Origin of the sequence: Brevibacterium ammoniilyticum (assembly GCF_038429965.1) — a bacterium.
GTDB lineage: Bacteria > Actinomycetota > Actinomycetes > Actinomycetales > Brevibacteriaceae > Brevibacterium > Brevibacterium ammoniilyticum.
Map to the genome: position 1 here is coordinate 165639 of NZ_BAABNP010000003.1, position 25550 is coordinate 191188.

General features: G+C 69.7%; 23 protein-coding genes and 1 tRNA gene. 16 read left to right on the top strand and 8 right to left on the bottom strand.

What is annotated here, in order from left to right:
• The first annotated feature begins 11 nt into the window (after nt 1-11).
• From AAHA49_RS04590 to metX, 5 genes are all read left to right on the top strand, one after another.
• A complete protein-coding gene (locus tag AAHA49_RS04590) occupies nt 12-683 on the top strand; it encodes a P-loop NTPase family protein (RefSeq protein WP_342037371.1) in 672 nt (223 codons plus the stop codon).
• Nucleotides 673-2355 (top strand): DNA polymerase Y family protein, encoded by a 1683-nt coding sequence (locus AAHA49_RS04595; RefSeq protein ID WP_342037372.1) that lies wholly within the window; start codon nt 673-675, stop codon nt 2353-2355. The genes AAHA49_RS04590 and AAHA49_RS04595 overlap by 11 nt, the downstream gene beginning before the upstream one ends.
• Complete coding sequence (locus AAHA49_RS04600; RefSeq protein WP_342037373.1) at nt 2355-5726, top strand: error-prone DNA polymerase; 3372 nt, start codon at nt 2355-2357, stop codon at nt 5724-5726. Before AAHA49_RS04595 ends, AAHA49_RS04600 begins: the two co-directional genes overlap by 1 nt.
• A gap of 136 nt (nt 5727-5862) precedes the next feature.
• Nucleotides 5863-7185 (top strand): bifunctional o-acetylhomoserine/o-acetylserine sulfhydrylase, encoded by a 1323-nt coding sequence (locus AAHA49_RS04605; RefSeq protein WP_342037374.1) that lies wholly within the window; start codon nt 5863-5865, stop codon nt 7183-7185.
• A 1-nt stretch (nt 7186) separates the two neighbouring features.
• Entirely contained in the window at nt 7187-8221 is a 1035-nt protein-coding gene (gene metX / locus AAHA49_RS04610; RefSeq protein ID WP_342037375.1) for a homoserine O-acetyltransferase MetX, read from the top strand.
• 41 nt (nt 8222-8262) lie between these two features.
• Here the strand turns inward: metX and AAHA49_RS04615 are convergent, their stop codons facing one another.
• Together AAHA49_RS04615 and AAHA49_RS04620 are read right to left on the bottom strand one after the other, a co-directional pair.
• Nucleotides 8263-10296, bottom strand: a complete 2034-nt coding sequence (locus AAHA49_RS04615) for an acyl-CoA dehydrogenase family protein (RefSeq protein WP_342037376.1) — start codon at nt 10294-10296, stop codon at nt 8263-8265.
• Between the two features lie 84 nt (nt 10297-10380).
• A complete protein-coding gene (locus AAHA49_RS04620) occupies nt 10381-11034 on the bottom strand; it encodes a TetR/AcrR family transcriptional regulator (protein WP_342037377.1) in 654 nt (217 codons plus the stop codon).
• 58 nt (nt 11035-11092) lie between these two features.
• Between AAHA49_RS04620 and AAHA49_RS04625 the strand changes: the two genes are divergently transcribed.
• The 5 genes from AAHA49_RS04625 to AAHA49_RS04645 all read left to right on the top strand — a co-directional run bounded on the left by AAHA49_RS04625 (nt 11093) and on the right by AAHA49_RS04645 (nt 16288).
• Entirely contained in the window at nt 11093-12382 is a 1290-nt protein-coding gene (locus tag AAHA49_RS04625; protein WP_339391607.1) for an acetyl-CoA C-acetyltransferase, read from the top strand.
• The gene (locus tag AAHA49_RS04630) at nt 12379-13734 is read left to right on the top strand and encodes a 3-oxoacyl-ACP reductase (protein ID WP_342037378.1); all 1356 of its coding nucleotides are present in this window, start codon (nt 12379-12381) and stop codon (nt 13732-13734) included. Before AAHA49_RS04625 ends, AAHA49_RS04630 begins: the two co-directional genes overlap by 4 nt.
• Nucleotides 13734-14576, top strand: coding sequence for a MaoC/PaaZ C-terminal domain-containing protein (locus AAHA49_RS04635; protein ID WP_342037379.1), 843 nt, complete (start codon nt 13734-13736; stop codon nt 14574-14576). The genes AAHA49_RS04630 and AAHA49_RS04635 overlap by 1 nt, the downstream gene beginning before the upstream one ends.
• 153 nt (nt 14577-14729) lie before the next feature.
• Nucleotides 14730-14817: transfer RNA gene (locus AAHA49_RS04640), tRNA-Leu, on the top strand.
• Nucleotides 14818-14980: 163 nt separating this feature from the next.
• The gene (locus tag AAHA49_RS04645) at nt 14981-16288 is read left to right on the top strand and encodes a M20/M25/M40 family metallo-hydrolase (protein WP_342037380.1); all 1308 of its coding nucleotides are present in this window, start codon (nt 14981-14983) and stop codon (nt 16286-16288) included.
• Here AAHA49_RS04645 and AAHA49_RS04650 read toward each other — a convergent pair.
• Nucleotides 16242-17273, bottom strand: coding sequence for a DMT family transporter (locus tag AAHA49_RS04650; RefSeq protein ID WP_342037381.1), 1032 nt, complete (start codon nt 17271-17273; stop codon nt 16242-16244). The genes AAHA49_RS04645 and AAHA49_RS04650 overlap by 47 nt on opposite strands.
• Nucleotides 17231-17434: a DUF5703 family protein gene (locus AAHA49_RS04655; protein ID WP_339391612.1), complete on the bottom strand. Its 204-nt coding sequence runs from the start codon at nt 17432-17434 to the stop codon at nt 17231-17233. Before AAHA49_RS04655 ends, AAHA49_RS04650 begins: the two co-directional genes overlap by 43 nt.
• Nucleotides 17435-17471: 37 nt before the next feature.
• Here AAHA49_RS04655 and AAHA49_RS04660 point away from each other — a divergent pair, with 37 nt between their 5' ends.
• Nucleotides 17472-18185: a histidine phosphatase family protein gene (locus AAHA49_RS04660; protein ID WP_342037382.1), complete on the top strand. Its 714-nt coding sequence runs from the start codon at nt 17472-17474 to the stop codon at nt 18183-18185.
• A 42-nt stretch (nt 18186-18227) separates the two neighbouring features.
• Here the strand turns inward: AAHA49_RS04660 and AAHA49_RS04665 are convergent, their stop codons facing one another.
• On the bottom strand, nt 18228-19061 hold the full coding sequence (locus AAHA49_RS04665) for an undecaprenyl-diphosphate phosphatase (protein ID WP_342037383.1): 834 nt from the start codon (nt 19059-19061) through the stop codon (nt 18228-18230).
• Between the two features lie 71 nt (nt 19062-19132).
• Here AAHA49_RS04665 and AAHA49_RS04670 point away from each other — a divergent pair, with 71 nt between their 5' ends.
• Entirely contained in the window at nt 19133-20032 is a 900-nt protein-coding gene (locus tag AAHA49_RS04670) for an aldo/keto reductase (RefSeq protein WP_342037384.1), read from the top strand.
• A gap of 23 nt (nt 20033-20055) precedes the next feature.
• Here the strand turns inward: AAHA49_RS04670 and AAHA49_RS04675 are convergent, their stop codons facing one another.
• Nucleotides 20056-20355 carry a hypothetical protein gene (locus AAHA49_RS04675; RefSeq protein WP_339391617.1) on the bottom strand — a complete coding sequence of 100 codons (300 nt, stop codon included), beginning with the start codon at nt 20353-20355 and terminating at the stop codon, nt 20056-20058.
• Between the two features lie 76 nt (nt 20356-20431).
• Between AAHA49_RS04675 and AAHA49_RS04680 the strand changes: the two genes are divergently transcribed.
• From AAHA49_RS04680 to mshC, 3 genes are read left to right on the top strand one after another with little or no spacing between them, the layout of a single operon-like run.
• Nucleotides 20432-20995 (top strand): DUF3090 domain-containing protein, encoded by a 564-nt coding sequence (locus AAHA49_RS04680; protein WP_339391618.1) that lies wholly within the window; start codon nt 20432-20434, stop codon nt 20993-20995.
• 1 nt (nt 20996) lies between these two features.
• Nucleotides 20997-21812, top strand: coding sequence for an SCO1664 family protein (locus tag AAHA49_RS04685; protein WP_342037385.1), 816 nt, complete (start codon nt 20997-20999; stop codon nt 21810-21812).
• Between the two features lie 40 nt (nt 21813-21852).
• Nucleotides 21853-23112 carry a cysteine--1-D-myo-inosityl 2-amino-2-deoxy-alpha-D-glucopyranoside ligase gene (gene mshC, locus AAHA49_RS04690; protein ID WP_342037386.1) on the top strand — a complete coding sequence of 420 codons (1260 nt, stop codon included), beginning with the start codon at nt 21853-21855 and terminating at the stop codon, nt 23110-23112.
• A gap of 26 nt (nt 23113-23138) precedes the next feature.
• On the opposite strand, the gene AAHA49_RS04695 is transcribed toward mshC, so the two are convergent.
• Nucleotides 23139-23969, bottom strand: a complete 831-nt coding sequence (locus AAHA49_RS04695; RefSeq protein ID WP_342037387.1) for a PAC2 family protein — start codon at nt 23967-23969, stop codon at nt 23139-23141.
• Nucleotides 23970-23991: 22 nt separating this feature from the next.
• Between AAHA49_RS04695 and AAHA49_RS04700 the strand changes: the two genes are divergently transcribed.
• Nucleotides 23992-24651: an HAD family hydrolase gene (locus tag AAHA49_RS04700; protein WP_342037388.1), complete on the top strand. Its 660-nt coding sequence runs from the start codon at nt 23992-23994 to the stop codon at nt 24649-24651.
• Here the strand turns inward: AAHA49_RS04700 and AAHA49_RS04705 are convergent.
• On the bottom strand, nt 24629-25438 hold the full coding sequence (locus AAHA49_RS04705) for a RecB family exonuclease (protein ID WP_342037389.1): 810 nt from the start codon (nt 25436-25438) through the stop codon (nt 24629-24631). The genes AAHA49_RS04700 and AAHA49_RS04705 overlap by 23 nt on opposite strands.
• Nucleotides 25439-25550 lie beyond the last annotated feature (112 nt).

Sequence of the window (25550 nt, forward strand, 5' to 3'; positions counted from 1 at the left end):
TAATGGATGTCATGTCCGCAGCACCACTCGTCGAACAGCTCAGCCGGGAGATGGGGATCTCCACGGCGACCTCCCTGTTCGACGGCCACCCGCCTCGGCCCGTGCACCCCGTGCTCGCGCCGATCTTCCGCCGCGGCGGTCTGCCGCGCGGCGAGATCGTCTCCTTCACCGGCGGACAGTCCCTGACCTGCGCACTCGCGACGATCGCCGCCTCCACCCAGGAGCAGAAGTGGTGCGCCGGCATCGGCCTCGGCGAACCCGCCGTGTCCTCGATCGCCGACCTCGGCATCGACCTCGACCGCTTCGTCAACCTTGCCACCCCACCGCAGGACTGGCTGCGCGTGGCCTCGATCCTCATCGAATCCTTCGACGTCCTCCTCGTCGACCCGGCCTACCTCCCGAGCGCGGGCGAACGCGCCCGACTGCTGGCGAAGGTGCGGGAGAGGAAGGTGAGCTTCATCAGCCTCAGCCCCCTGGCAGGCAGCACGGAGCAGATCGAGATCACCGGTCTCGGCTGGTCGGGCACCGACCACGGCCGCGGACGTCTCCAGTCGTGCCTCGTCGAGGCCCGCTCCCAGACCGGCGTCCACCGTTTCCTCCTGCCCGGTCCCGACGGCACCCCCGCCGAGGCGGTCGCCTCGGCGGAGCCGGGGGAGAGGCCGGTGATCCGCAGTGTCAGCTGAGCCCGAGACCGACCGCGGACGCATCCTCGTCCTCACCGTCCCCGACTGGCCGACCGTGGCAGCCGCCGCCGAACACGAGCTCAGCCCGGGAACCCCTGTCGCCGTCCTCCACGCGGGCCGCGTCATCGCCGCCAACGCACCGGCTCGAGCCGCGGGCATCGCCATCGGCAGCAACAAGCGGGCGGCGAACTACCGCTGCCCCGAGGCCCAGGTGCTGCCGTGGGACGAGGACGTCGACAACCGTCACTTCTCCGGCGGGGTGGGCGCACTCGAAGAGCTCGTCGCCCGCTTCACGCTGCTCGCACCGGGAACGCTCGCGATCCCCCTCGACGCCCTCCGGCACGGCTACGCCGATGAGGCCGCGGCCGTCGAAGCGCTCATCTCCGCACTCGTCGACTCGACGGGGTGGGAGTTCTTCCCCGGCATCGCCGCGACCGTCTTCGCCGCGCGGATCGCCGCCGGGCAGGCGCGCCGAGTCGCCCCGGGGAAGACCGTGGAGTTCCTCGCCGCCCAGCCGATCACCGCCCTGACGCACACCGAGGGGAAGTGGACCGAGCTCATCGACGTCTTCGTCCAGCTCGGCCTGCACACCCTGGGGGCACTCGCCGCCCTCGACGCCGGCGATGTGCTCTCCCGGTTCGGTCCGCTCGGCCGTCATGCCCACGACCTGGCTTCGGGACGTGCGCAGGCACCCCTGCGCGACCATATCCGCGAAGAGAGCCTGCGGGTCGAGCGCACCCTCGAGGAGCCGACGACCCGCAGCGACACCCTCGGCTTCCTCGCCAGGCAGCTCGCCGCCGACCTGCTCGGCCGGGTCCGCAGCAGCGGACTCGTGTGCACGCAGATCACGATCGACCTCCTCGCCGCCGGGGGCCAGTCCTCGAGCCGGACGTGGCGGATCGAAGACATGAGCGAGAACGCCATCGCCGACCGCCTGCGCTGGCAGGCCGAAGGCTGGCTCGCCGGCGCCGGACGCGGCAGTGCGGGACGCGGTGGGGCCGGAGACGGCACCGCTGGACGCGGGAACGCCGGACGCAGTGGCAGCGCGGGCGGCAGTGCCGGGCGTGGGGATGCCGACGGCGTCGACGATCCCGGACCCGATGCGGAGGACTTCTCCGCTGAGGGGATCACTGCGCTCGGCCTCGTCGCCGCCGAACTCACGACCCCTCTCGGGGCGACCCGGAGCCTCTTCGACGAGAACACCGGGCAGGTCACGCACACACTCGAACGTCTGCAGGGGCTCTTCGGACCCGATGCCGTGCTCGTACCCCGCCTCCAGGGCGGATGGGATCCGGCCGAGACGAACCTCTGGACCCCGTGGCAGCAGGCGGCGACCCCCGCCCGGACCCCGGAGGCGCCGTGGCCGGGAGCTCTGCGCGCCCCCCGACCGACCACCGTCGACCATGTGCCCGTCGACGTCTTCGCCGCCGGGGGAGGACCGGTCGAAGCCCGCCCCTCCGGACTCGCCGCAGCCCCCAGCGCGATCCGCTTCCCCACCGGCACCACCGAGGCGATCGTCGACTTCTCCGGCTCGTGGCCGATCGAATCCGGATGGTGGGACCCGCAGCGGGCGACCTACCGGACCCGCCTCCAGGTCGTCACCGAATCCGGGCGCGCACTGCTGCTGAGCCGGGAATCGGGCCAGTGGTACCTCACGGGACGGTACTGCTGATGGGGTTCTCGAATCCGCGCACTCCCTGGTCGGAGCTCGCCCGCCGCCTCGAAGGCAAAGAGGGCCGAGAGGGCAAAGAGGACGCGCCCGCCGGCTCGAACGCCCGCCCCGTCGACAAGCACGCCGACGGCTCCGACGCCCCCGCGTTCTCCCGCCCCGACCGCTACCCGGTCTCGGTCGGTCCGCGCGGCCTCGACAGCGTCTCCCGCTACGCGATGCCCGCCCGGACGCCGTCCTCACCGGCCGGTCCGCTCCTGCGCAGCAGCCCGCCTCGACCGTGGGCGGAGCTGCACGTGCATTCGCAGTTCAGCTTCCTCGACGGAGCCTCCGACCCCGAGGACCTCGTGGCCGCCGGGGCAGCCGCAGGGCTGTCCGCGATGGCCCTGACCGACCACAACGGCCTCTACGGCGCCGTCCGCTTCGCCCACGCCGCTGCCGAGGCGGACCTGCCCACGGTCTTCGGCGCCGAACTCTCCGTCGGGCTGAGTGAGAAGATCCCCGGCCAGACCGATCCCGAGGCCACCCATCTCCTCGTCCTCGCCCGCGGGGTCGAGGGCTACCGCAGCCTCTCGGCGGCGATCACCGAGGCGAACCTCCGCGGGGAGAAGAACCGTCCCGTCTTCGACCTCGAGGACCTCGCGGCCAGGAGCGCGGACTGGATGATCCTCACCGGCTGCCGCAAGGGTCCGCTGCGCCGGGCCCTGGACGACCCCGACGGCGGACTCGCCGCCCTGCGCCGGCTGACCGCGCTCTTCGGACCCGAGTCGCTGGCCGTCGAACTCAGCCGCGACGGCACCCCGGACGACGACGAGCGGCTGCGCCACCTCGGCGAACTGGCACAGCGGACGGGACTGCCGGTCACGGCGAGCAGCAACGTCCACTTCGCGAGCCGCGCGCACTGGCGGTCGGCGCAGGTGCGGGCCTCCGTGCGCTCTCGGCGTCCCCTCGACGAGCTCGCCGGCTGGCTGCCGACGACCGCGGTCAACCGGATCCACACGGGTGCGGAGATGGCCGCGCGCTTCCCTGCCGCCGCCCTCGACGGGGCGGTGCGGATCGGCGCGGAGTGCGCGTTCACCCTCGAGACCGCGCGACCCGAGCTGCCGCGCGCCCCGATGCCCGAGGACCGCGACGCCGAGGAGTACCTGCGGCAGCTCGTCACCGACTGCGGTCTGCGCCGCTACGGCACGCGTGCTCAGCACCCCCGGGCGTGGGAGCAGCTCGATCGGGAGATGGACATGATCGCCGAGCTCGGCTTCTGCGGGTACTTCCTCATCGTCCACGACATCACGAGCTTCTGCCATCGGGAGTCGATCTTCTGCCAGGGCCGCGGCTCGGCGGCGAACTCCGCGGTCTGCTACGTCCTCGACATCACCGCCGTCGACGCGGTCAAGCACAACCTCCTCTTCGACCGCTTCCTCTCCCCGGACCGCAAGGGGTACCCCGACATCGACATCGACATCGAATCGGGGCGCCGGGAGGAGGTCATCCAGTACGTCTACGACCACTTCGGCCGCGACCGTGCCGCCCAGGTCGCCAACGTCATCACCTACCGGGCGAAGTCGGCGATCCGGGACGCCGCGTTCAGCCTCGGCTACGCCCCCGGCCAGCAGGACGCGTTCTCGAAGGCGAGCAACCGCTGGTCCACCCTGCCCGAGGCACAGGACTCGCCCGTGCCCGCGCAGGTCCTCGACGTCGCCGGTGACCTGCTCGGCTCGCCCCGCCACCTGGGCATCCACTCCGGGGGGATGATCCTCGCCGACCGCCCCATCGGCGAGGTGGTGCCCATCGAGCATGCGACGATGGACCACCGCACCGTCGTCCAATGGGACAAGGACGACTGTGCGGCGATGGACCTCGTCAAGTTCGACCTCCTCGGCCTCGGCATGCTCACCGCCCTCCACGAGATGGTCGACCTCGTCGAACGCCACACCGGGCAGCGCATCGACCGGGCGCTCATCGACGATGAGGACGAAGACGTCTACGCGATGCTCTGCCGGGCCGATGCCGTCGGCGTCTTCCAGGTCGAATCCCGGGCCCAGCTGGCAACCCTGCCCAGGCTGAAGCCGACGGAGTTCTACGACCTCGCCGTCGAGGTCGCCCTCATCCGCCCCGGACCCATCCAGGGCGGCTCCGTCCACCCCTACATCCGCAGACGGCAGGGACTCGACCCGATCGAATACCTCCATCCGCTGCTCGAGAAGTCGCTGGCGAAGACGTGCGGGGTGCCGCTGTTCCAGGAGCAGCTCATGCAGATGGCCATCGACGTCGGCGGCTTCTCCGGAGCCGACGCCGACCGGCTGCGGCAGGCGATGGGCTCACGCCGCTCGGAGCGGCGGATGGCCGAACTCGCCGAGAAGTTCCGCACCGGGGCTCGTGCCCGAGGCGTTGCCGAGGACACCGCGGAGACGATCTTCTCCACGATCGCGGCGTTCGCGAACTACGGGTTCCCCGAATCCCATGCGATCAGCTTCGCCAACCTCGTCTACCAGTCCGCGTGGTTCAAGTTCCACCACCATGCCGCGTTCACCGCGGGCCTGCTCCGGGCCCAGCCGATGGGCTTCTACTCCCCGCAGTCGCTCATCGCCGACGCTCGCCGGCACGGGGTGCCGATCCTGCCCGTCGACATCGCGCGCTCGAACGCCGGCAGCGACCTCGAACGCACCGAATCCGGGGAGCTGGGGATCCGGCTCGGACTCGACGAGGTCTCCCATGTCGGCTCCTTCGCCGAGGTGATCGTCGCCGAACGCGCGAACGGTCCCTTCGCCTCGGTGGCCGACCTCGCCGAACGCACCGGCATCGGCAAGCAGGCCCTCGAGGGCCTCGCGACCGCCGGCGCCCTGGCCGGCTTCGACCTCGACCGCAGGCAGGCGCTGTGGCTGGCCGGGGGAGTCGCCGGCGCCCACCCGGGAGTGCTGCCGGGCACCGCGACCGTCTCCCACGCTCCCGCACTGCCGACGATGGACTCCTTCGAGACGACCCTGGCCGAGCTCTTCTCCACGGGCATCACCGTCGACGGCTACCCGACGGAGATCCTGCGGCAGGCGCTGACCGAGCGCGGGTACGCCTCGACAGCCGACGCCGCCGCGGCCCCCGACGGGAAGCGACTGACCGTGGCCGCCCTCGTCACCCACCGGCAGCGCCCGGCGACGGCCTCGGGGATCACGTTCATCAACCTCGAGGACGAGTTCGGGATGCTCAACGTCGTCGCCACGGCGGGACTGATGAAGCGGTTCCGTTCGGTCGCGACCTCCCGCAACGCCCTCGTCGTCTCCGGCCTCATCCAGCGCGGGGGAGAGGTCGTGAGCCTCTACGCGCACAAGCTCGTCCCCCTCGAGGTGCAGCTGCCGACGAAGGCCCGCAACTTCCGCTGAGGCCGCGGTCCTCACACGCAGCGCCGAGCCCCGCGTGACGAAAGATGACGGTCGGTGACAGGTTCATGACGAGTTCGACGGGAACAACCGCGCCCGGCAGTGAGAGTGGGATCACCACCTGTGCGAAGGAGAAGCCATGGCCCAGTCATTCGAAACCCGTCAGATCCACGCCGGCCAGACCCCCGACCCGGCAACGGGCGCCCGCGCCCTGCCCATCCACCAGACCACCTCGTACGTCTTCGCCGACAACGACCAGGCGAAGAACCGGTTCGCCCTGGCCGAGCTCGGTCCCATCTACACTCGCATCACGAACCCGACGACCGAGGTCGTCGAGAACCGCATCGCCGATCTCGAAGGCGGCGTCCATGCCGTCCTCACCGCCTCGGGGCAGTCCGCGGAGTTCCTCGCGATCGCCAACATCGCCGAAGCCGGTGACCACATCGTGGCCAGCAGCAGCCTCTACGGCGGCACGTACAACCTCCTCGACGTCACCCTGCGCAAGCTCGGCATCTCCACGACGTTCGTCGACGTCGACGACCTCGATGCGTGGCGCGACGCCGTGCAGGAGAACACGAAGCTCTTCTTCGCCGAGGTGGTCTCCAACCCCCGCTCCGACGTCCTCGACATCACCGCCGTCGCCGACACCGCCCATGCGGCCGGGGTCCCGCTGCTCGTCGACAACACCCTCGCCAGCCCCTACCTCGTGCGTCCCATCGAACACGGCGCCGACGTCGTCATCCACTCGGCGACGAAGTACCTCGGCGGGCACGGCACCTCGATCGCCGGGGTCGTCGTCGACGGCGGCACCTTCGACTACGGGGCGCACCCGCAGCGCTTCCCCGGCTTCAACACCCCCGACGAGTCGTACAACGGCCTCGTCTACGCCCGCGACCTCGGCGCGGACTCCCCGTTCGGGGCCAACGTCTCCTACGGGCTCAAGCTGCGCGTCCAGCTGCTGCGCGACCTCGGACCCGCGATCAGCCCGTTCAACGCCTTCCTCATCGCCCAGGGGCTGGAGACGCTGAGCCTGCGCATCGAACGCCACGTCGCCAATGCGCAGCGGGTCGCCGCCTACCTCGAAGGCCACGACCAGGTCACCCGGGTCGCCTATGCGGGACTCGAGTCGAGCCCGTGGCATGAGCGAGCCGAGAAGTACCTGCCCAACGGGGTCGGCTCGGTGCTCGCCTTCGACATCGCCGGCGGCTACGACGCGGCCGTCGCGTTCGTCGACGCCCTCGAACTCCACTCGCTCGTGGCCAACATCGGCGACGTCCGCTCTCTCGTCATCCACCCGGCCTCGACGACGCATTCGCAGCTCTCGGAGGAGGCCCAGGCCGCCGCAGGGGTCAACCCCGCGCTCGTGCGCCTCTCGGTCGGGCTCGAAGGCATCGACGACATCCTCGCCGACCTCGACGCCGGATTCGCCGCGGCCGCGGCCACGGTGACGACCGCTGCGTGAGATGACCACCCAGAGCACCTCGGTGGAGTCGATCCTCGGCTTCACCACGGATTCCGGGCACACGTTCGGCACCGTCGAGATCGCCTACGAGACCTTCGGCACCCTCAACGCCGACCGGTCGAACGCGATCCTCATCGAGCATGCGCTCACCGGCGACACCCGGGCCACCGAGTGGTGGTCCGGGGTCGTCGGGCCCGGACAGGCGATCGACACGAACGAGTACTTCGTCGTGTGCGCGAACGCTCTGGGAGGATGCTCGGGCACGACGGGACCGCAGTCGACCTTCTCCGACGGCCTGCCGTACGGGTCGCGGTTCCCGACCGTGACGATCCGGGACATGGCCCGGCTGGAGCACAACCTCACCCAGATCCTGGGCATCGAGACCTGGCATGCCGTCGTCGGCGGGTCGATGGGCGGGGCCAGAGCGCTCGAATTCGGTCTCCTCGACCGCCGCAAGACCCGCAAATGCGCGATCATCGCCGCCCCGGCCTTCGCCGAAGCAGACCAGATCGCGTGGGCGATGATGCAGGAGCGGGCCATCGAACTCGACCCCGACTACTGTTCGGGCGACTACACCGCGATCGGCCGCTTCCCCACGGCGGGGCTCGGTCTGGCCCGGCAGATCGCCCACCTGACCTATCGCAACGACGCCGACCTCAATCAGCGCTTCTCCCGCCGGCGGCGCGCGGCCGACTACTACGAGGTCACCTCGTACCTCGACCATCAGGCGAAGAAGCTCACCGCGCGCTTCGACCCGCACAGCTACGTCCTCCTCACCCGCGCCCTGCGCGACCACGACGTCCGCACCGGACGCTCGGCGGATCTGCGCACCGCGCTGTCGGAGGCCTGCACCGACAGCCTCGTCGTCTCCGTGTCCTCCGACCGGCTCTTCCCCCCGTCCCAGGTCGAGCATCTCGCCCGTCACCTGCCGGGACAGGTCGACCATCGGGTCATCGACTCACCGGTCGGACACGACGGCTTCCTCACTGAGGCAGCCGCCGTGTCCGCGGCCCTGCGGGAGTTCCTCACTCGCTGAGTCCGCCGAGGTGCAGTGGGCTGGGCTCAGCGGGCTCGGCCTCAGGCCGTGCGGGAGCCGGTGCGCTTGAGCTGCTTCTCCGGCACCGGGTAGTCCCGCTGCGCCCTGGCCCGCCGGTAGTACGCGGCGGCTTCGGCCTGCCGTTCGGCCTCGATGCCCGTGGCGATCGTCGCCCGCCGGTGGTCATCGCCGTAGCCGAAGGCGTCGACGAGGTCCAAGGCGTTCGCGGCGAGCTTCGCACACAGACGGTTGAGCGTGTCCCCGACCTGCCTGGCCCGGGACATGGGCAGACGGCCGTACATGAGGTGCCAGCCCATGTGCTTCTCGACGAGACTGAGGCCGTAGGTGTCGCGCAGGCGGCGGAAGACCTTCTCCTGCGAGGGATCCGTCTGCGCCTTCATCGCCTCGTCGATGGCCTTCCACTTCTCGAGCTCGACGTAGGCGCGGGCCATCTCGACGAGTTCGTGCTGGTGGGAGTTGAACAGCTCCGCGGCCTTCTCCGGAGAGAGCTTCGCGGCAGGGCGCAGGGCGGCCGCGAGACCGGAGACCATGACCTCGAGCCGGGATTCGAGCAGCGTGCGCTGAAGCCTGCCCGAGCGGACGCGGCGCTCGGAGAGGTTGGGGGTGAAGACATCGGAGATCGCCAGGCCCGCATTGGCCAGACCGGTGCGGTAGAGGGTGTGCTCGGCGGCCTGCGTGCCGATGAAGCGGGCGGCGCCGCCGACGTCGATGTGGGCGAACTCCTTCGCATAGTCGCCGAGGATGCGCTTGGCCACGAGCTGGAGGAGGACGGTGTTGTCGCCTTCGAAGGTGACGTAGACGTCCATGTCAGCGCGCAGGCCCACCAGCCGGTTCTCGGCCATGAAGCCCGCCCCGCCGCACGCCTCCCGGCATTCCTGGATGACGTCGAGGGCCATCCACGTCGAGTCGGATTTGAAGGCCGCGGCCCGGGTCTCGAGCAGGGCCCGGTTCTCCTCGCTGTCGTCGGCGCCGGAGAAGACCTCCTCGAAGGAGGTGAGCAGCTTCTCGTGGGCGAGCGCCGAGGCGTAGGTGGCGGCGAGTGCGGGCATGAGCCGGCGCTGATGCTGCTGGTAGTCCAGCAGCGTGGTCTCCCGGTAGTCGTCGACGGTGGTGAACTGTTTGCGTTCGAGGCCGTAGCGGATCGCGATGTCGAGGGCGAGCTTGCTCGCCACGACCGCGGCCCCGTCGAGGGAGACGCGTCCCTGGACGAGGGTGCCGAGCATCGTGAAGAACCGGCGTCCGGGGGAGTCGATGGGTGAGGAGTACGCGCCCTCGGCATCGACGGCGCCGTAGCGGTCGAGGAGGTTCGTGCGCGGAATCCGGACGTGGTCGAAGGCGAAACGGCCGTTGTCGACGCCCTTGAGGCCGCCCTTGAAGCCGTCGTCGTCGATCGTGATGCCCGGCAGCGGCCGGCCGTCGGGAGTCCGCACGGGCACGAAGAACGCGTGGACGCCGTGGTTGACGCCTGCCGTGACGAGCTGGGCGAAGACGACGGCGGCCCGGGCGTCGCGGGCGGCGTTGCCGATGTACTCCTTCGTCGCGGCCGTGAACGGGGTGTCGATGACGAATTCGTCTGTCTCCGGGTCGAAGGTGGCCGTGGTCCCGATCGCTGCGACGTCGGAACCGTGGCCGATCTCGGTCATCGCGAACGACCCGAGGAGTTCGCCGCGCTGGGCGGGCACGAGCCACTGGGCGTGCTGGTCCGGGTTGCCGAGGTGAAGGATCGCGCCGCCGAAGAGGCCGAACTGGACGCCGGCCTTGATCTGCAGGCTCGGCGAGGCGGTGACCGTCTCCTCGAATCCGGCGACCGTGCGGGCGTGCTCGTTGGTTCCGCCCAGCGACTCGGGCAGTGCGGCGAGCGGCAGTTCGGTGGCGGCCATGAGGCCGACGGATGCGAGCGTGTTCGCCCGCGTCGTCTCGAGGTCGTCGGCGGGATCGAGGTGGGTGGTCTCGTCGAGGGCGAGCTGCCGTCCCAGGTGCCGGGCGTCGGCCCAGGCGCCGTCGAGGATCGACTGGATGGCTGCGGGGTCGAGGTCGAGGGCGAAGTCGGTCATGTGGGTGCTCCTGATCTGCTGAGTGCGGACGAGTCGGTGGACGGAGAGGAGTAGTCGGATATGAGCGGATGGAAGGAGGAAGGGTCAGGTCCTCGGTGGCCCGTCGTGGGCTTCGGCCGGCAGCGAGGCCCAGAGCCAGGTGCTCACCGAGGCGGCGAATACGTCGGGGGAGCCCGGCGACTTGAGCCAGGTCTCCGTGGCGGCGCGGACGAACCCGATCGCGCCGGCGGCCCACAGCTTCCCGTCGTCGCCGTCGAAGCGCCCGTCGGTGACGTCGAGGTCGAGCCGCTCGGCGAGGAGGTCGGCGACCTCGCGGAAGAATCCGCCCTGTTCGCCGGGATCGAAGCGGCCCACGGCCTGGTCGCAGAACCGGTAGACGTTCGGCGCTCCCGCGGCGAGGCCGACGAAGGCGCGGATCATCGCCTCGAGCGTCTCCTGCCGGTCTGCGGGTCGGACTGCGCCTGAGCGGGAGTGGACCCGGTCGGCGCTGGCCTCGTCGAGGGAGGTCGCGATCACCTGCATGGCCCAGCCGCCCATCGCCTCCTGGAGGCCGGCGCGGTCGGTGAAGTAGCGGTAGAGCACGGCCTTCGTCGTCCCCGAGTGCTCGGAGATCTGCTCCATCGAGAGATCGTCGCCGTGTTCGTCGACGACGTGGCGGACGGTGCGCAGCAGTTCGCGCCTGCGGCTGTCGCGGTGCTCCTGCCACCGAGTCGAGCGGCCGTCTGTGAGCGATTTCATGTTACAGACGGTAACAGGTACTGTCGGTATCAGCTAATTCCACTCAACGGAGGTGCCAATGTCCGCTCCCACCCAACGTGCCGTCATCCTCGGCGGCAACCGCATTCCCTTCGCCCGCTCGAACAAGCAGTACGCGAAGGCCAGCAACCTCGACATGCTCACCTCGACGATCGACGGCCTCGTCGCCCGCTTCGGTCTGGCGGGGGAGACGATCGGCGAAGTCGCCGGCGGCGCGGTGCTCAAGCACTCGAAGGACTTCAACCTCACCCGGGAGGCCGTGCTCGGCTCGGCCCTGTCGCCCACCACCCCGGCCTATGACATCGGCCAGGCGTGCGCGACGGGTCTCGAGACCGTGGTCAGCCTGACGAACAAGATCAACGCCGGCCAGATCGAGTCCGGCATCGCCTCGGGCGTCGACTCGGCCTCGGATGCCCCCATCGTCGTCGGGGACTCGCTGCGCGAGATCCTCCTCGAGCTCTCCCGGGCGAAGACGCTGACCCAGCGGATGCGCATCGCCGCTCAGATCCGTCCCGCCTACCTCGCCCCGCAGGCCCCGTCGACGGGCGAGCCCCGCACGGGCCTGAGCATGGGCGAGCATCAGGCGATCACGACCGCGGCCTGGGGGATCAGCCGGGAAGCCCAGGACGAACTTGCCCTCGCCTCCCACCAGGGGCTGGCCCGGGCGTGGGATGAGGGCTTCTTCGACGACCTCGTCACCCCCTACCTCGGGGTCAGCCGGGACACGAACCTCCGTGCCGACTCGAGCCTCGAATCGCTGGCCAAGCTGAGCCCGGTCTTCGGCAAGCGCCTGCCGGAGCCTGCGACGATGACGGCGGGCAACTCGACGCCGCTCACCGACGGTGCGTCCTCCGTGCTGCTCGGCAGCGAGGACTGGGCCGCCGAGCACGGGTTCACCCCGCTGGCGCGACTCGTCGACGCCGAGGCCGCGGCCGTGGACTTCGTCGACGGCGCCGAAGGCCTGCTCATGGCACCGGCGTACGCGGTTCCGCGTCTGCTCGCCCGCAACGGCCTGACGTTCGAGGACTTCGACGTCTTCGAGATCCACGAGGCGTTCGCCTCGACCGTGCTCGCCCATCTCGCGGCGTGGGAGTCCGAGGAGTTCGGACGGGAGAAGCTCGGCCTCGACGGCGCCTTCGGTTCGCTCGATCGGACGAAGCTCAACCCGCTCGGCTCCTCGCTGGCCGCGGGTCATCCCTTCGCCGCGACCGGCGGGCGCATCATCGCCACGACGGCGAAGTACCTCAAGCTCACCGGCAAGAAGCGCTCCCTCGTCTCGATCTGCGCGGCAGGCGGCCAGGGACTCACCGCGATCGTGGAGGCGGCATGAAAGACACGTACCTCGACCTCATGAGCGGCCCCCTCGGGAAGGTCGCGAAGACCCTCGGGCTGCCCCAGCCCGTCGAACTCCAGCGTTTCGGGTCGACCCCGGAGTCCTATCTGCGCAAGCCCGTGCTCGTGCTCGGCTCGGGACCCGGTGCCCAGCGCATCGCCGATCTGCTCCTCGACAACGACTTCGAGGTCCGCCGTCACGCGGCGGCGGGGGAGTCGCTGCGGGCGATCATCGCCGTCCTCGACGACGTCACGACCCCCGAGGGTCTCTCGGAGACCGTCCTCGGCGTCGGCGGAGCCCTGCGCTCCCTGGCGAAGTGCGGGCGGGTCGTGACGATCTCGACCGCCCCGAATCCGAGCGAGCAGGATCCCGCGCTCGCAGCGACGACTCAGGGGCTGACCGGGTTCACCCGTTCGCTCGCCCACGAGATGCGCAAGGGCGCGACGGCCAACGGCATCCTCCTGGGTTCGGGTGTTCCCGTCGACGCCCCCTCGGTCACCGCCGCCCTGTGGTTCCTCCTCTCCGGCAAGTCCGCCTACGTCGACGGCCAGTTCATCACCGTCGGTGATGCAGCCGGCACTGCCGTGACCGATGCCGAGTTCCTCTCCACCGGGCAGGCCGGTCCGCTGGCCGGCCGCACCGCCGTGGTCACCGGTGCGGCCCGGGGGATCGGCGCCGAGGTGGCCCGTGTCGTCGCCCGCGACGGCGCCCACCTCATCGGCGTCGACATGCCGCAGGCCGGGCAGGCGCTCGCGCAGGTGATGAACGCCGTCGGCGGGAAATCCCTGCAGCTCGACATCACCGCCGACGGTGCGGCGGATGCGATCGCCGAGGCGGCCGGCGGTCGCGTCGACATCCTCGTCCACAATGCGGGGATCACGCGGGACAAGCTGCTGGCGAACATGGACGCCTCCCGGTGGGAGTCCGTCATCGCCGTCAACATCGCCTCCCAGGCGCGCATCAACGCCCGCCTGTTCGAACAGGGCCGCTTCGCCGAGGGCGCGCAGGTCGTCTCCCTGGCCTCGACCTCGGGGATCGCCGGCAATCGCGGCCAGACGAACTATGCGACCTCGAAGGCCGGGGTCATCGGACTCACGGCCGCCTCGGCGGGGGACTTCGCGGCTCTCGGGGGCACGGCCAATGCGGTCGCCCCCGGGTTCATCGAAACGGATATGACGGCGGCGATGCCGGCGCTGACCCGACAGGTCGCCCGGCGGCTCTCGAGCCTCCAGCAGGGCGGACTGCCCGTCGACGTCGCCGAGACGATCGCCTTCCTCGCCTCCGCCTCGGCGCGGGGGATCAACGGACAGACCCTGCGGGTATGCGGTCAGAACATGGTGGGTGCGTGATGAGCATGCTTCCCGTCTATGCGAAGGCTCTGCTCAAGGCCCTGCCGTTCGGTTCGGCGCAGGACTCCGAGCTGCCCACCCGCGGCATCGGCCGCAGCCTGTCCATCGACGCCGACGCGTACGCGGGGTTCGCCCACGTCGTCGATGCGCCGCTGACCAACACCGTCCATCCGGGCTATCTCCACGTCCTCGCGTTTCCGCTGAGCATGCAGCTGCTCGCGGATCCGGGCGTACCCTTGCCGCTGGTGGGCATGGTCCATGTGCGCAACCGGATGGATGTCCGCCGGCCGGTTCGCATCGGCGACGTCGTCGACCTCCATGTCTCCCTCTCCGGACCATTCGAGCACCCTGCGGGGACGACGATCGACGTCGAGATGCGCGCCCTCGTCGACGGGGAGGAGGCGATGACGGAGACGACGACGTACCTGGCGAAGGGGAAGCGACTCGAGGGGGCGAAGCAGCAGGACCAGCCCGAACGGGAGGACTTCGTCGCGCCCCGCCCGACGGCCCTGTGGCGCCTCGATCCGATCATCGGCCAGCGATATGCGAAGGTCTCCGGCGACTACAATCCGATCCACCTCAACGGGCTGGCCGCGCGCGGGTTCGGCTTCCCCCGCGTCATCGCGCACGGGATGTACACGGCCTCGCGGGCACTCGCGGCGGCCGACCCGAGGCTGGCGTCCTACCGGTGGGACGTCGCGTTCGCCAAGCCGATCCTCCTGCCGTCCACGGTCGGCTTCGCGTTCACGGAAGGACATCGGCACGCTCCCGCGCGCTTCGCCGTGTTCGACCCGGCCAAGGGCAAACCGCACGTGCTCTCCGAGGTGGCAGAGCTGTCCTGAGGAGCCGGAACCCGGGAACCTGAACACTCAGCGACGGGGCCCTGACCGCAGCATGAACGCCGTGGTCAGGGCCTCGTCGTGTGGGGTCGCTCACATCGGGCCGTTTCGATTTTGCGTCGCCGTCGAACGCGTGTAGAGTAATTCCTGTTGCCAGCGCGGGTGGCGGAATTGGTAGACGCGCTAGCTTGAGGTGCTAGTGTCCAACTTATCGGACGTGGGGGTTCAAGTCCCCCTTCGCGCACAACAGGAAGGCCCTTCCGGAGAGATCCGGAAGGGCCTTCCGTCATTCACCCCGGCCCGTCGGCTCACGCCCCGCATCCGGTGCCCGGACCCGCTGTCCGTGCCCCGCCCCCGGTGGGATACCGTGGACCCTGTTCGCACCGCCGCAACGAAGGGGAGCAATCGTGTTTGACTTCAGCGCTGCCGAGGCCGAGGTGACATCCCTGTGCCAGCAGCTCATCCGCATCGACACTCAGAACTGGGGCGGGAACAAGGCGAATCCGGAACGCCCCGCCGCTGAGCTCATCGAGAGCCTGTTCGCCGAGGTGGGTCTGCGCTCCGCGATCGTCGAATCCGCGCCCGGCCGGGCCTCGCTGGTCACCCGCATCTCCGGAGTCGACTCCACCGCCCCGGCTCTCGTCGTCCACGGGCACACCGACGTCGTCCCCGCCCAGGCCGAGGACTGGTCCGTCGACCCGTTCGCCGGTGTCATCAAGGACGGTCTCCTCTGGGGTCGCGGCGCCGTGGACATGAAGGACATGGACGCGATGATCATCGCCTCGATCCGGGACATGGTCCGACAGGGACTCTCGCCGAGGCGGGACCTCATCGTCGCGTTCTTCGCCGACGAGGAGGCCGGCGGCGAATACGGCGCCCGCTACGTCGTACGCAACCACCCGGAGTTCTTCTCCGGCGCCACCGAGGCGATCTCCGAGGTCGGCGGGTACTCCGTCGACGTCCGCGGACAGCGGGTCTACCTCATCCAGACCGCCGAGAAGGGCCTCGCGTGGCTCAACCTCATCGCCCACGGCTCGGCAGGACACGGCTCCCAGCGCAACGACGACAACCCGGTCACCCGGCTGGCCGCAGCGATCACGCGCATCGGCGAGCACGAATGGCCGCAGGAGATCCCGACAGCGACGAGGCAGCTGCTCACCGGGGTCTCGGAGATGACCGGCATCCCGTTCACCGCCGAGACCATCGGCGAACTGCTCGCCGAACTCGGCTCCGTCGAGAAGTTCGTCGCCCCGACCCTGCAGAACACCTCGAACCCCACGTACCTCAAGGCCGGCTACAAGCACAACGTCATCCCGGGCACCGCGACCGGCTTCGTCGACTGCCGCACCCTGCCCGGGCAGCACGAGGACGTCATGCTCAAGATCAAGGAGCTCGCGGGCGTCGGGGTCGACGTCGAGGTCAATGAGGAGGGTCCGGCCCTCGAATCGCCCTTCGAGGTCCCGCTCGTGGCACAGATGCAGGCGAGCCTGCGCTCGGCCGATCCCGAGGCCGCGGTGCTGCCGTACACGCTCTCCGGCGGCACGGACAACAAGTCCCTGTCCGAGCTCGGCATCTCAGGCTACGGCTTCGCGCCGCTCAGACTCACCGGGGATCTCGACTTCCCGGCGATGTTCCACGGCGTCGACGAACGGGTGCCGGTCGACGCCCTCACCTTCGGAACCCGCGTCCTCGGCGACTTCCTGATGAAGGCGTGATCGTCACCGCGATCCCGACGAGGACGAGGGCGGCGCTGATGACCGTCGTCGTGCTCACGAGCGAACCCGGCAGCGGCAGGAGCGCGTCGAGGAGAAGGGCGCCGAGCAGATTGCCGAAGAGCGAGAACAGGCTGAGCAGGAGCACGCCGAGGCGGGCGACGGTGAGCGAGGTCAGTCCGATGAAGACGACCCCGAAGGCCCCGCCGAGGAGCAGCCACCACTGCCCGGGAGCCGCAGGGAACCCCGTCCATGCGGCCCCGAGAGCCATCGCGATCCCGGCGACTACGAGCAGTGCGGCCAGCCCCGTGAGGAAGTTCGTCGTCGTGGCCACCACGGCCGACCGGGAGGCCGCCCGGATGCGACCGTTGAACGCCTGTTGGACCGCAGTGAGAGTGCCCGAGGCGAAGGGCAGCAGCGGTGCCCACAGGGGCACACCGAGCTCCAGACGCTCACCGGCCCCGAGCACGAGGGCCCCGAGGACGATGAGGACACCGGTGATGCGCAGAAGCGTGGGACGCTGCCGTCCGCCCGGTGGCAGCCGGGTCGCATCGACGACGAGACCGCCGGTGACCTGACCGGAGACGAAGGCCATCGTGAACATCGCCACGCCCATGATCGGCACCGTCGAGGCCTGCGCGATGACGACGAGGGCACCGCTGAGCCCGCCGAGCAGCATCCACCACGGCATCCGCCCCGACCGCACCAGACGGATGAGGATGCGCGCACCGGTGCGGGCATGCGGAGAGCACACGAGCACCGTGCCGACGATGAGGAGACCGGTGAGGAAGGAGACGAGGGCCGCGAAGACGGCATGGCCGAGGACCGGTCCGAGCAGTCCGTTCGCCCGGCCCTGCAGCGACATCGCGCCGCCGGCGACGACGGTGACGAATCCGGCCGCGAGCAGGCTGAGCAGACCCGCCGAGTGGCCCTTGCCGGTCGGGGTCAACCGGCGGCCGGCAGCGGCATGATCTTGCGCCGCAGCCACACGGTGCGGGTGCCGCCTGCCGAGATCCGCGTTCTCGCAAGCTCCCAGTGGCCGTACTCGGCCTGGTCGTTGAGCTCCTGGAGGGTGACGGAGCGCGGAACGTCCTTGGAGAAGGACACCGACCGGTACTCGTAGGTCATTCTCGGGCGCTGACGTTTCATAGGCCCACTGTAGACGACGTGGGCTAGTCTGGATCGTATGCCCGTCATCGTCCTTCTCAGACACGGACTCTCGAGCGCGAACACGGCAGGAATCCTCGCCGGCCGGGCCTCCGGCGTGTCGCTGACCGACGACGGGGTCACAGCGCTCACGGACACTCTGCGGATGCTCCCGCACACCGAGTTCGCCCGACTCGTCCACTCACCGCTTGACCGCTGCGTGCAGACCGCGCAGCTCGCCGCGCGGTACGTGAGCGCCGAGACGACCGCGGTCGACGAGGCGTTCACCGAACTCGACTACGGGGACTGGACGGGACGCAGCCTCAAGGAGCTCGTCGAGACACCCGAATGGACGACCGTGAGCGAACGCGCCTCCGCGATGCGCTTCCCCGCCGGGGAGTCCATCGCCGAGGCGGCCGAGAGGGCCGTGACCGGCGTGTCCGAGCTCGTCGCCGAGCTCCGAACGCTCGAAGCCCGGACCGCCGAGGCGGCCGGTGCCGTCGACTCTGAGGCGGGGGAGAAGGCCGCCGATCCGCGGGCGTGGGGGATGATCGTCTCCCACGGCGACATCATCAAGGCGATCATCGCCGCAGCGCTCGGCATGCCCCTCGATGACTTCCAGCGCCTGGCCGTGGCTCCGGGATCCTTCACCGTCATCGACTACTCCGGGCGGGTGCCGGTGATGACGGCGATGTCCGTGACCGCCGCCGGGCTCGCCGAAGGCTCGGCACCCGGCGGGGGCGGACTCGCCTGAGCCTCCCGGTGGAGGGCGGCAGCCGCGGCGCCGGTACCCGGGTCAGATGGGCTGGAGGACGTTCGTGGCGAGCAGGATGTAGATGAGGATGCCCAGTGCCACCCGGTACCACACGAAGATCGCGAACGACTTCGTCTTGATGTAGCCGAGGAACCAGTGGATGACGGCGAGGCCGAGGCCGAAGGAGATCACGGTCGCAAGGATCGTCGGACCCCACCCCAGGACCATGTCCGTGGAGCCGAGGCTCTTGTACACGCCGTAGAAGCCCGACCCGAGGACGGCGGGGATCGCGAGCAGGAACGAGTAGCGGGCGGCGGCGGCGCGTTCGAAGCCCATGAACCGGCCGGCCATGATCGTGCCTCCCGACCGGGAGACACCGGGGATGACGGCGAGCGCCTGCGCGAGCCCGTAGACGATGCCCTGCCCCCACTTCATGTCCTCGAGCGTGTACTGCTTCTTGCCCACCCAGTCGGCGAGGCCGATGATGAGGCCGAAGACGATGAGCATCGTCGCGGTGATCCACAGGCTGCGCAGGGCGCCTTCGATGTAGTCCTGGAAGAGGAGGCCGATGACGACGATGGGGATCGAGCCGATGATGATCAGCCAGCCCAAGCGCACCTCGGGGTCCTTGCGGTCGTACTTGCCGACCAGGGCCAGACACCATTTGGAGATGATCGAGACGATGTCGTGCCAGAAGTAGACGACGACGGCGAGCTCGGTGCCGATCTGGATGATCGCGGTGAAGAACGCCCCCGGGTCCTGTCCCGGCAGGAGCCATTCCCCGACGATGCGCACGTGCGCCGACGACGAGATCGGAAGGAATTCCGTGAGTGCCTGGACGATTCCGAGCACGGCGGCCACGAGCCAGTCGTACATGGGTCTCCTAGAGATCAGGGGGTGGGGGAACGTGACCACGGTAGTCGCCGAATCGGGTAACCTCAAGAATCATGAAGCACAACCGCCTCGGCACGACCGGTCTCGACGTCAGCGATGTGGGCCTCGGCACATTCGAATGGGGTCACCGGGTCGACGCGGGAACGGCGCAGCGCCTCATCGACGACTTCGCCGCCGCGGGCGGCAATCTCGTCGAACTTCCCAGTTCAGGCCTCCACGCCGCCGCCGTGTTCGGGCAGCTCGACGTGCCGGACGAGATCGTCCTCGCCGCCCGAGTCGGAGTCTCTCTGAGTGAGTCCTCCCACATCGAGCTCGGGCTCGGTCGAGCACGCATCCTCGACCAGGTCGCACACCTGCTGCAGGCGAGCGGTCGCGACCACCTCGACATCCTCGTCCTCGACGTCTTCGATGACGACGTCGAGCGGGCCGAGACCGCCTCGGCGATCGACACCCTGCTCACCCTCGGCACCGTCCGCTACGTCGGCGTGTCCCACCACACGGGGTGGCAGCTGGCGGAGATGCGCGGTGCCGGCATTCCCATCGCGTGCGCGATCAGCGAGTACTCTCTGCTCAACCGCGAGGCCGACGCCGAACTCAGGCCGGCCGCCGACTACGCGGGAGTCGGACTCATCGCCGGAGCCGGGCTCGGACGCGGTGTGCTCAGCGACAAGTACCACCGGGGCACCCCGCAGGACTCACGCCTGGCCGGGGAGCTCGCCGACTACGTCTCGCCCTACCTCGACGACCGATCCGGACAGGTTCTCGCCGGGGTGCGCAGGGCTGCGACGGCGCTCGGGGTGAGCACGACCGACATCGCTCTCGCGTTCAACCGGGACCGGGGGATCGCCTCGACGCTCATCTCGGTCAGGACGCCGGAGCAGCTGGCGCAGATCGTGGACAGCGATGTCGCCTTGGAACCGGAGATCGCCGAGGTGCTCGAGCAGATCTCCTGAGAGCCACAGATCTCCTGCGGGCCTCAGCGGCGGGCGTCGACCTCGTCTTCGTCGTCGTCATCGTCGGCGACGCCGAACTCGTCGTAGTCCTCGTCCTCCTCGTCGGCCTTCGCATCCTCGACGTCGTCGAAGAGCTCGAAGGGGGTCACCTCGTCGTAGGCGGTGTAGATGGCGTCTTCGTAGATCTCGAAGGCGTCGGCGAGCGCCATGTAGGCGGCCTCGACGCGAGGGTCTTGGTCTCCGTTGCGGTGTGCGGATGCGGCGAAGTGCTCCCTCACCGCTTCGAGGAATGCGTCCAGGGCCTCACGAGGATCTGTGCTCATGAGTCAAATGTATCCCAGTCGGAAGAGTGAGCCTAGGGGTCTCGGGGCGGCGCGCCTGTGGATTAGGCTGGAGGGCATGGCCTCACTCTACGATCACCCCACTCCCGACCGGTTCGTCGTCGGCACGGTCGGTCTGCCGGGGGAGCGGACGTTCCTCCTCCAGGCGAAGTCCGGGAACTCCCTGACGACCGTGGTCGTGGAGAAGGAGCAGGTCGAGATCCTCGCCGACCGCATCACCGAGCTCCTCGACATGGTCATGGTCAAGGACCCCGCGGCCCGGGTGCCGCAGACCGCGATCGACGACCGCATCGACAATGCCGGGCTCAACGTCCCCATCGACCCGGAGTTCCGGGTCGGGACGATGAGCCTGGGCTGGGACACCGTCGCCCACGAACTCGTCGTCGAATGCTTCGAACTCACCGAGGAGGACGCCCAGGCCGGCACCTCGGCCGACCCCGACGACGATGCGATCGAGCGGGATGTGCTGCGCACCGTCCTCGACGCCGCAGGGGCCAGGGAGTTCGCCCGGCGCGCCGAACAGGTCGTCTCGGCCGGACGCGGGGACTGCCCGTTCTGCTCGCTGCCGCTCGAACCCGACGGTCATCTCTGCCCTCGCGCCAACGGCGTGGCCCGCGCCTGACGTGGCCGAGGTCGAAGCCGTCGTCACCACCGCCCTCACCAGCGGGGAATGCACGCTCATGGGCGAGATCCCGCGGGCGAGCAACGCGACCGCCCTCGTCGTCGTCGAAGCAGGCGGGCGAACGCTCAAAGCGGTGTACAAGCCGATGTCGGGGGAGCGGCCCCTGCGCGACTTCCCGCGCGGCACCCTCGGGCTGCGCGAGGTCGCGTCCTTCCGTCTCAGCCGCGGTCTCGACCTCGGCGTCGTGCCGCCCACCGTGCTGCGCACCGACCTGGCCTCGGGTCCCGGTTCGCTGCAGGCCTACGTCGAGGCCTCGGGCACGGCGGATGCTGTGGGGCTGACCTCGGTCGCCGAGATCCCGGAAGGGTATGTGCCGATGTTCGCCCTGCGCACCGAGGACGGACGGGACCTCGTGCTCTCCCACGGTCTCGGCCGGGGTCTGCGGCGCATCGCCTTCTTCGACCTCCTCGTCGGCAACGCCGACCGCAAGGCCGGTCACATCATCACCGGCAGCACCCTGCCCGGTGAGCCCACCGCCGACGGCGTCTACGGCATCGACAACGGACTGAGCTTCCACACCGAGGAGAAGCTGCGCACCGTGCTCTGGGGGTTCGCCGGGACCGAGTTCGACGACGCCGAAGAATCCGCCCTGTCCACGCTCGCCGACGTGCCCGCGGCACTGGCCGACGACCTCGGCGAGTGCCTGGCCGAGGCGGAGATCACCGCGCTGTCACGGCGGGCGAAGGCACTGCGCGCAGAGGGCGCCTTCCCCGAACCGCCGGGGGACCGCACGGTCATCCCGTGGCCCCCGATCTAGGAAATGCTCGAATCCGGAGGTCTCGGTTAGGCTGGTCTGCGTGAAGTCTTGGTCCGCACCCGATGTGCCCGTCCTGTCCACCCCCGGCATCCTGCCCACGGTCTTCGACACAGGAGCACGCAGTCCCCGCACACTCACCGGCCGAGACGGCAAGGCGACGCTCTACGTCTGTGGGATCACCCCCTACGATGCGACGCACCTGGGCCATGCCGCGACCTATGTCGCCTTCGACCTGCTCGGGCGGGTGTGGCGCGACGCCGGACTCGACGTCGTCTACGTCCAGAACACCACCGACGTCGACGACCCGCTGCTCGAGCGTGCCACGGCCACGGGCGTCGACTGGCGGGAGCTCGCGGACTCCCAGATCCAGCTCTTCCGCGACGACATGGCCGCCCTGCGCGTGATCCCGCCCGAGGACTACGTCGGCGTCGTCGAATCGATCCCCCAGATCGCCGAGGCGGTGGCCGAGCTGATCGAGACCGGGGCCGCCTACACGCTCGAGTCCGGCGACGTCTACTACCGTGTGTCCACACCCGTCCAGCCCCCGTTCGGCAGCGTCAGCCACGACGACCGGGCGACGATGCTGCGCCTGTCGGCCGAACGCGGCGGAGACCCGGACACCCCGGGCAAGGAGAACCCGCTCGATCCGCTGCTGTGGCGGGCCGCCCGCGAGGGCGAACCCGCATGGGACGGAGGCAGCCTCGGACCCGGCCGGCCCGGGTGGCACATCGAATGCACCGTCATCGCCGAGGAGAAGGCCGGCCTGCCCGTCGACGTCCAGGGCGGCGGCAGCGACCTCGTCTTCCCCCATCACGAGATGGGCGCCGCCCACGCCGCCGCGTGGCAGCACCGGCCGCTGGCGAAGACGTACATGCACACCGGCATGGTCGGCTTCGACGGGGAGAAGATGAGCAAGTCGAAGGGCAACCTCGTCCTCGTCTCCCAGCTGCTGGCCGAGGGCGTGGACCCGATGGTCATCCGCACCGTGCTCCTGTCCAACCACTACCGCAGCGACTGGATGTTCACCCCCGAGCTCCTCGAGACTGCGAAGAAGCGGCTGGCCGCCTGGCGGCATGCCGCCGAACGCGAGGCCGAATGCCGGGAGGGCCTGCGCGGCCACATCATCGGCCTTCTGCGTGAGGCCCTCGCCGACGACCTCGACAGCCCGCGGGCACTGGGCATCCTCGACGAATGGGCCGAGCACTACGCGGACTCACCGGCCGGGGACGCCGGCCCGGTCAGCGGTGAACGGGTCGCCGACGCCGTCGACGCCCTCCTCGGCATCCGCCTGCGCGACTGACCGCGACCAGCGACCGAGGCCCGCGATCAGCGGTCGCGGCCGCGACCGCGCAGATAGCGTTCGAACTCCGCGGCGATCGCCTCACCGCTGGCCTCGGGCAGCTCGGTCGCGTCGATGCGCTCCTCGAGGGTCCGGACGAGATCGGCGAGCTGCGGGTTCGCGGCGACGACCTCGTCGGCACCGAGCTCCCATGCCCTGCTCTCCTCCTCGAGGATGGGAATGTCGATCTCGACCCCGGTGGTCCGCTCGACCGCCCGGGCGAGTGCGAGCTCGGCCTTCGGCGACGGCGAGTCGCTGAGGTAGTCGGGGACCCCGACCCACAGGTTGATCGCCGTCAGCCCGCGCCACGAACAGGCGACCCCGAGCAGACCGAGGATGCCGATCGGCCCCGCATAGCTGTTGATCTCGATGCCGAGGTCCGCGGCGAGATCCGGGTCCTCGGTGTTCGCGACGACGGGGAAGGGCCGCGTGTGGGCCACCTCGGCGTGGAGACCGCCGAGGAGGACGACGGAATCGTCCTCACCGACCTCGGAGAGGATGAGGGAGAGGAACTCCCGCCACTTCAGTCCGGGTTCGTGACCGTGGATGACGGTCACCGCCTGCCCGTCGTGCTCCCCGCGGTGGACCTCGACGCCGGGCCACGCGATGCTCGCCCGCCCCGTCTCGTCACGTTCGATCTCCGGTTCGGAGAAGCGGAATTCGTAGAACCCGTCGGTGTCGAGGAGTTCGCTCTCGTCGAGTCCCCACGCATCGATGATGTCCTTGACCAGGGAGCTCGCGGCTTCCGAGGCGTCGGCGTCCTGGCCCTCGAAGGCGATGAAGACGAGGCTGCCGGAACCGGATGGGAGAAATGTCATGCGACCAGATTACGCTGGAACCATGACGAACCCTGCCGCTGTCCTCTGGGACATGGACGGAACCCTGGTCGACACCGAACCCTTCTGGATCGCCGCCGAAACCGAGCTCATGACCGCCCACGGTCTGCCGTGGAGTGAGGAGCAGGGGCTCGAATTCGTCGGCAACGACCTGCTCACCTCGGCGGAGATGATGCGGGAGGCCGGACTCGACCTGCCCGCCCCCGTCATCGTCGACACGCTGCTCACCGCGGTCATCGCCGCCGTGGGGCAACGTGTCCCGTTCCGACCCGGCGCGCTCGAGCTGCTCGAGGCGCTGCGTGCCGAGGGGATCCCGTGCGTGATGGTGACGATGTCCTACCGGCGTCTCGCCGAGGCGGTCATCTCCGCGTGCCCGCCCGGCAGCTTCGCAGGCCTCGTCGGCGGCGACGACGTCGCCCGGGGCAAACCCGATCCCGAACCGTACCTCGCCGGTGCCGCGCTGCTCGGCCTCGACCCCGGTGACTGCGTCGCCCTCGAGGACTCGCGTCCAGGGCTGGCCAGTGCGGAGGCGGCCGGGACGATCGCGATCGGCATTCCCCACCTCGTCGACCTCGACCCGGCTCCCGGCACCACCCTGTGGCCGAGTCTGGCCGGGCGCGGTGTCGAGGATCTGCGCGAGGTCAGCGCCCGACTATCCGCGTGATCTCCGGCGTCGGCGGCGCCTCATTGCCCCACGCCGGGCAGATCGGCTTGAACGAGCACCAGTTGCACAGGGGGGACTTGCGCGGACGCCAGCGGTCCGCCTCGGCGGAGGCGACGATGTCGTTCCAGATCGCGTCGATCTCGAACTCACTGGCCTCGATGTCCGACATCGTCGGATGCGACTTGAGGATGCTGCGCGAACCGAGGTACATCAGCTGCAGGGTGTGGACGAGCTCACCGGTGAGCCGGTACTCGACGAGGGCGTAGAAGCCCATCTGGAACTTCGCCTCCCGACCGTACTGCGGCTTCGGCTGCTTTCCCGTCTTGTAGTCGACGAGGCGCTTCTCACCGCCGGGGGCGACGTCGACCCGGTCGATGAACCCGCGCAGCTCGAGGCCCGAGTCCAGCGTCGTCGTCACGTACTTCTCCGTCTCCTCCGGTTCGAGGTGTTCGGGGAACTCGAGTGTGAAGTACGCGCCGATGAGCGAACGCGCCGATGTGAGGAATGTCTCCCTCTCCCCGGCGTGGGCGAAGATCTCGAGCACGTTCGGGTCCTTCTCCACCAGCGCCTCCCAGCTCGGGGCCAGCAGGGCCTGAGCCGAGTCCTCTGTCCGTTCGGCGGCGGGCAGCTCGAAGAGCTGTTCGAGCACGGAATGGACGAGTGTGCCCTTGAATGCCGCCTGCGACGGCGGTTCGGGCAGCTTGTCGATGCTGCGGAAGCGGAACTTCAGCGGGCACTGGACGAAGTCGTTCGCGCGCGAGGGTGAGAGACTGATGAGCTCGGCCATGGGACCACTCTAGCCAGGGGTCCTGACACGGGCGGGAAGTCGAGCCGACCCGACGCGTCTGTGAAGGTGAAGCCACCTCTCGCTGTTAGGCTGAGGAGTCCCGACCCCCAAC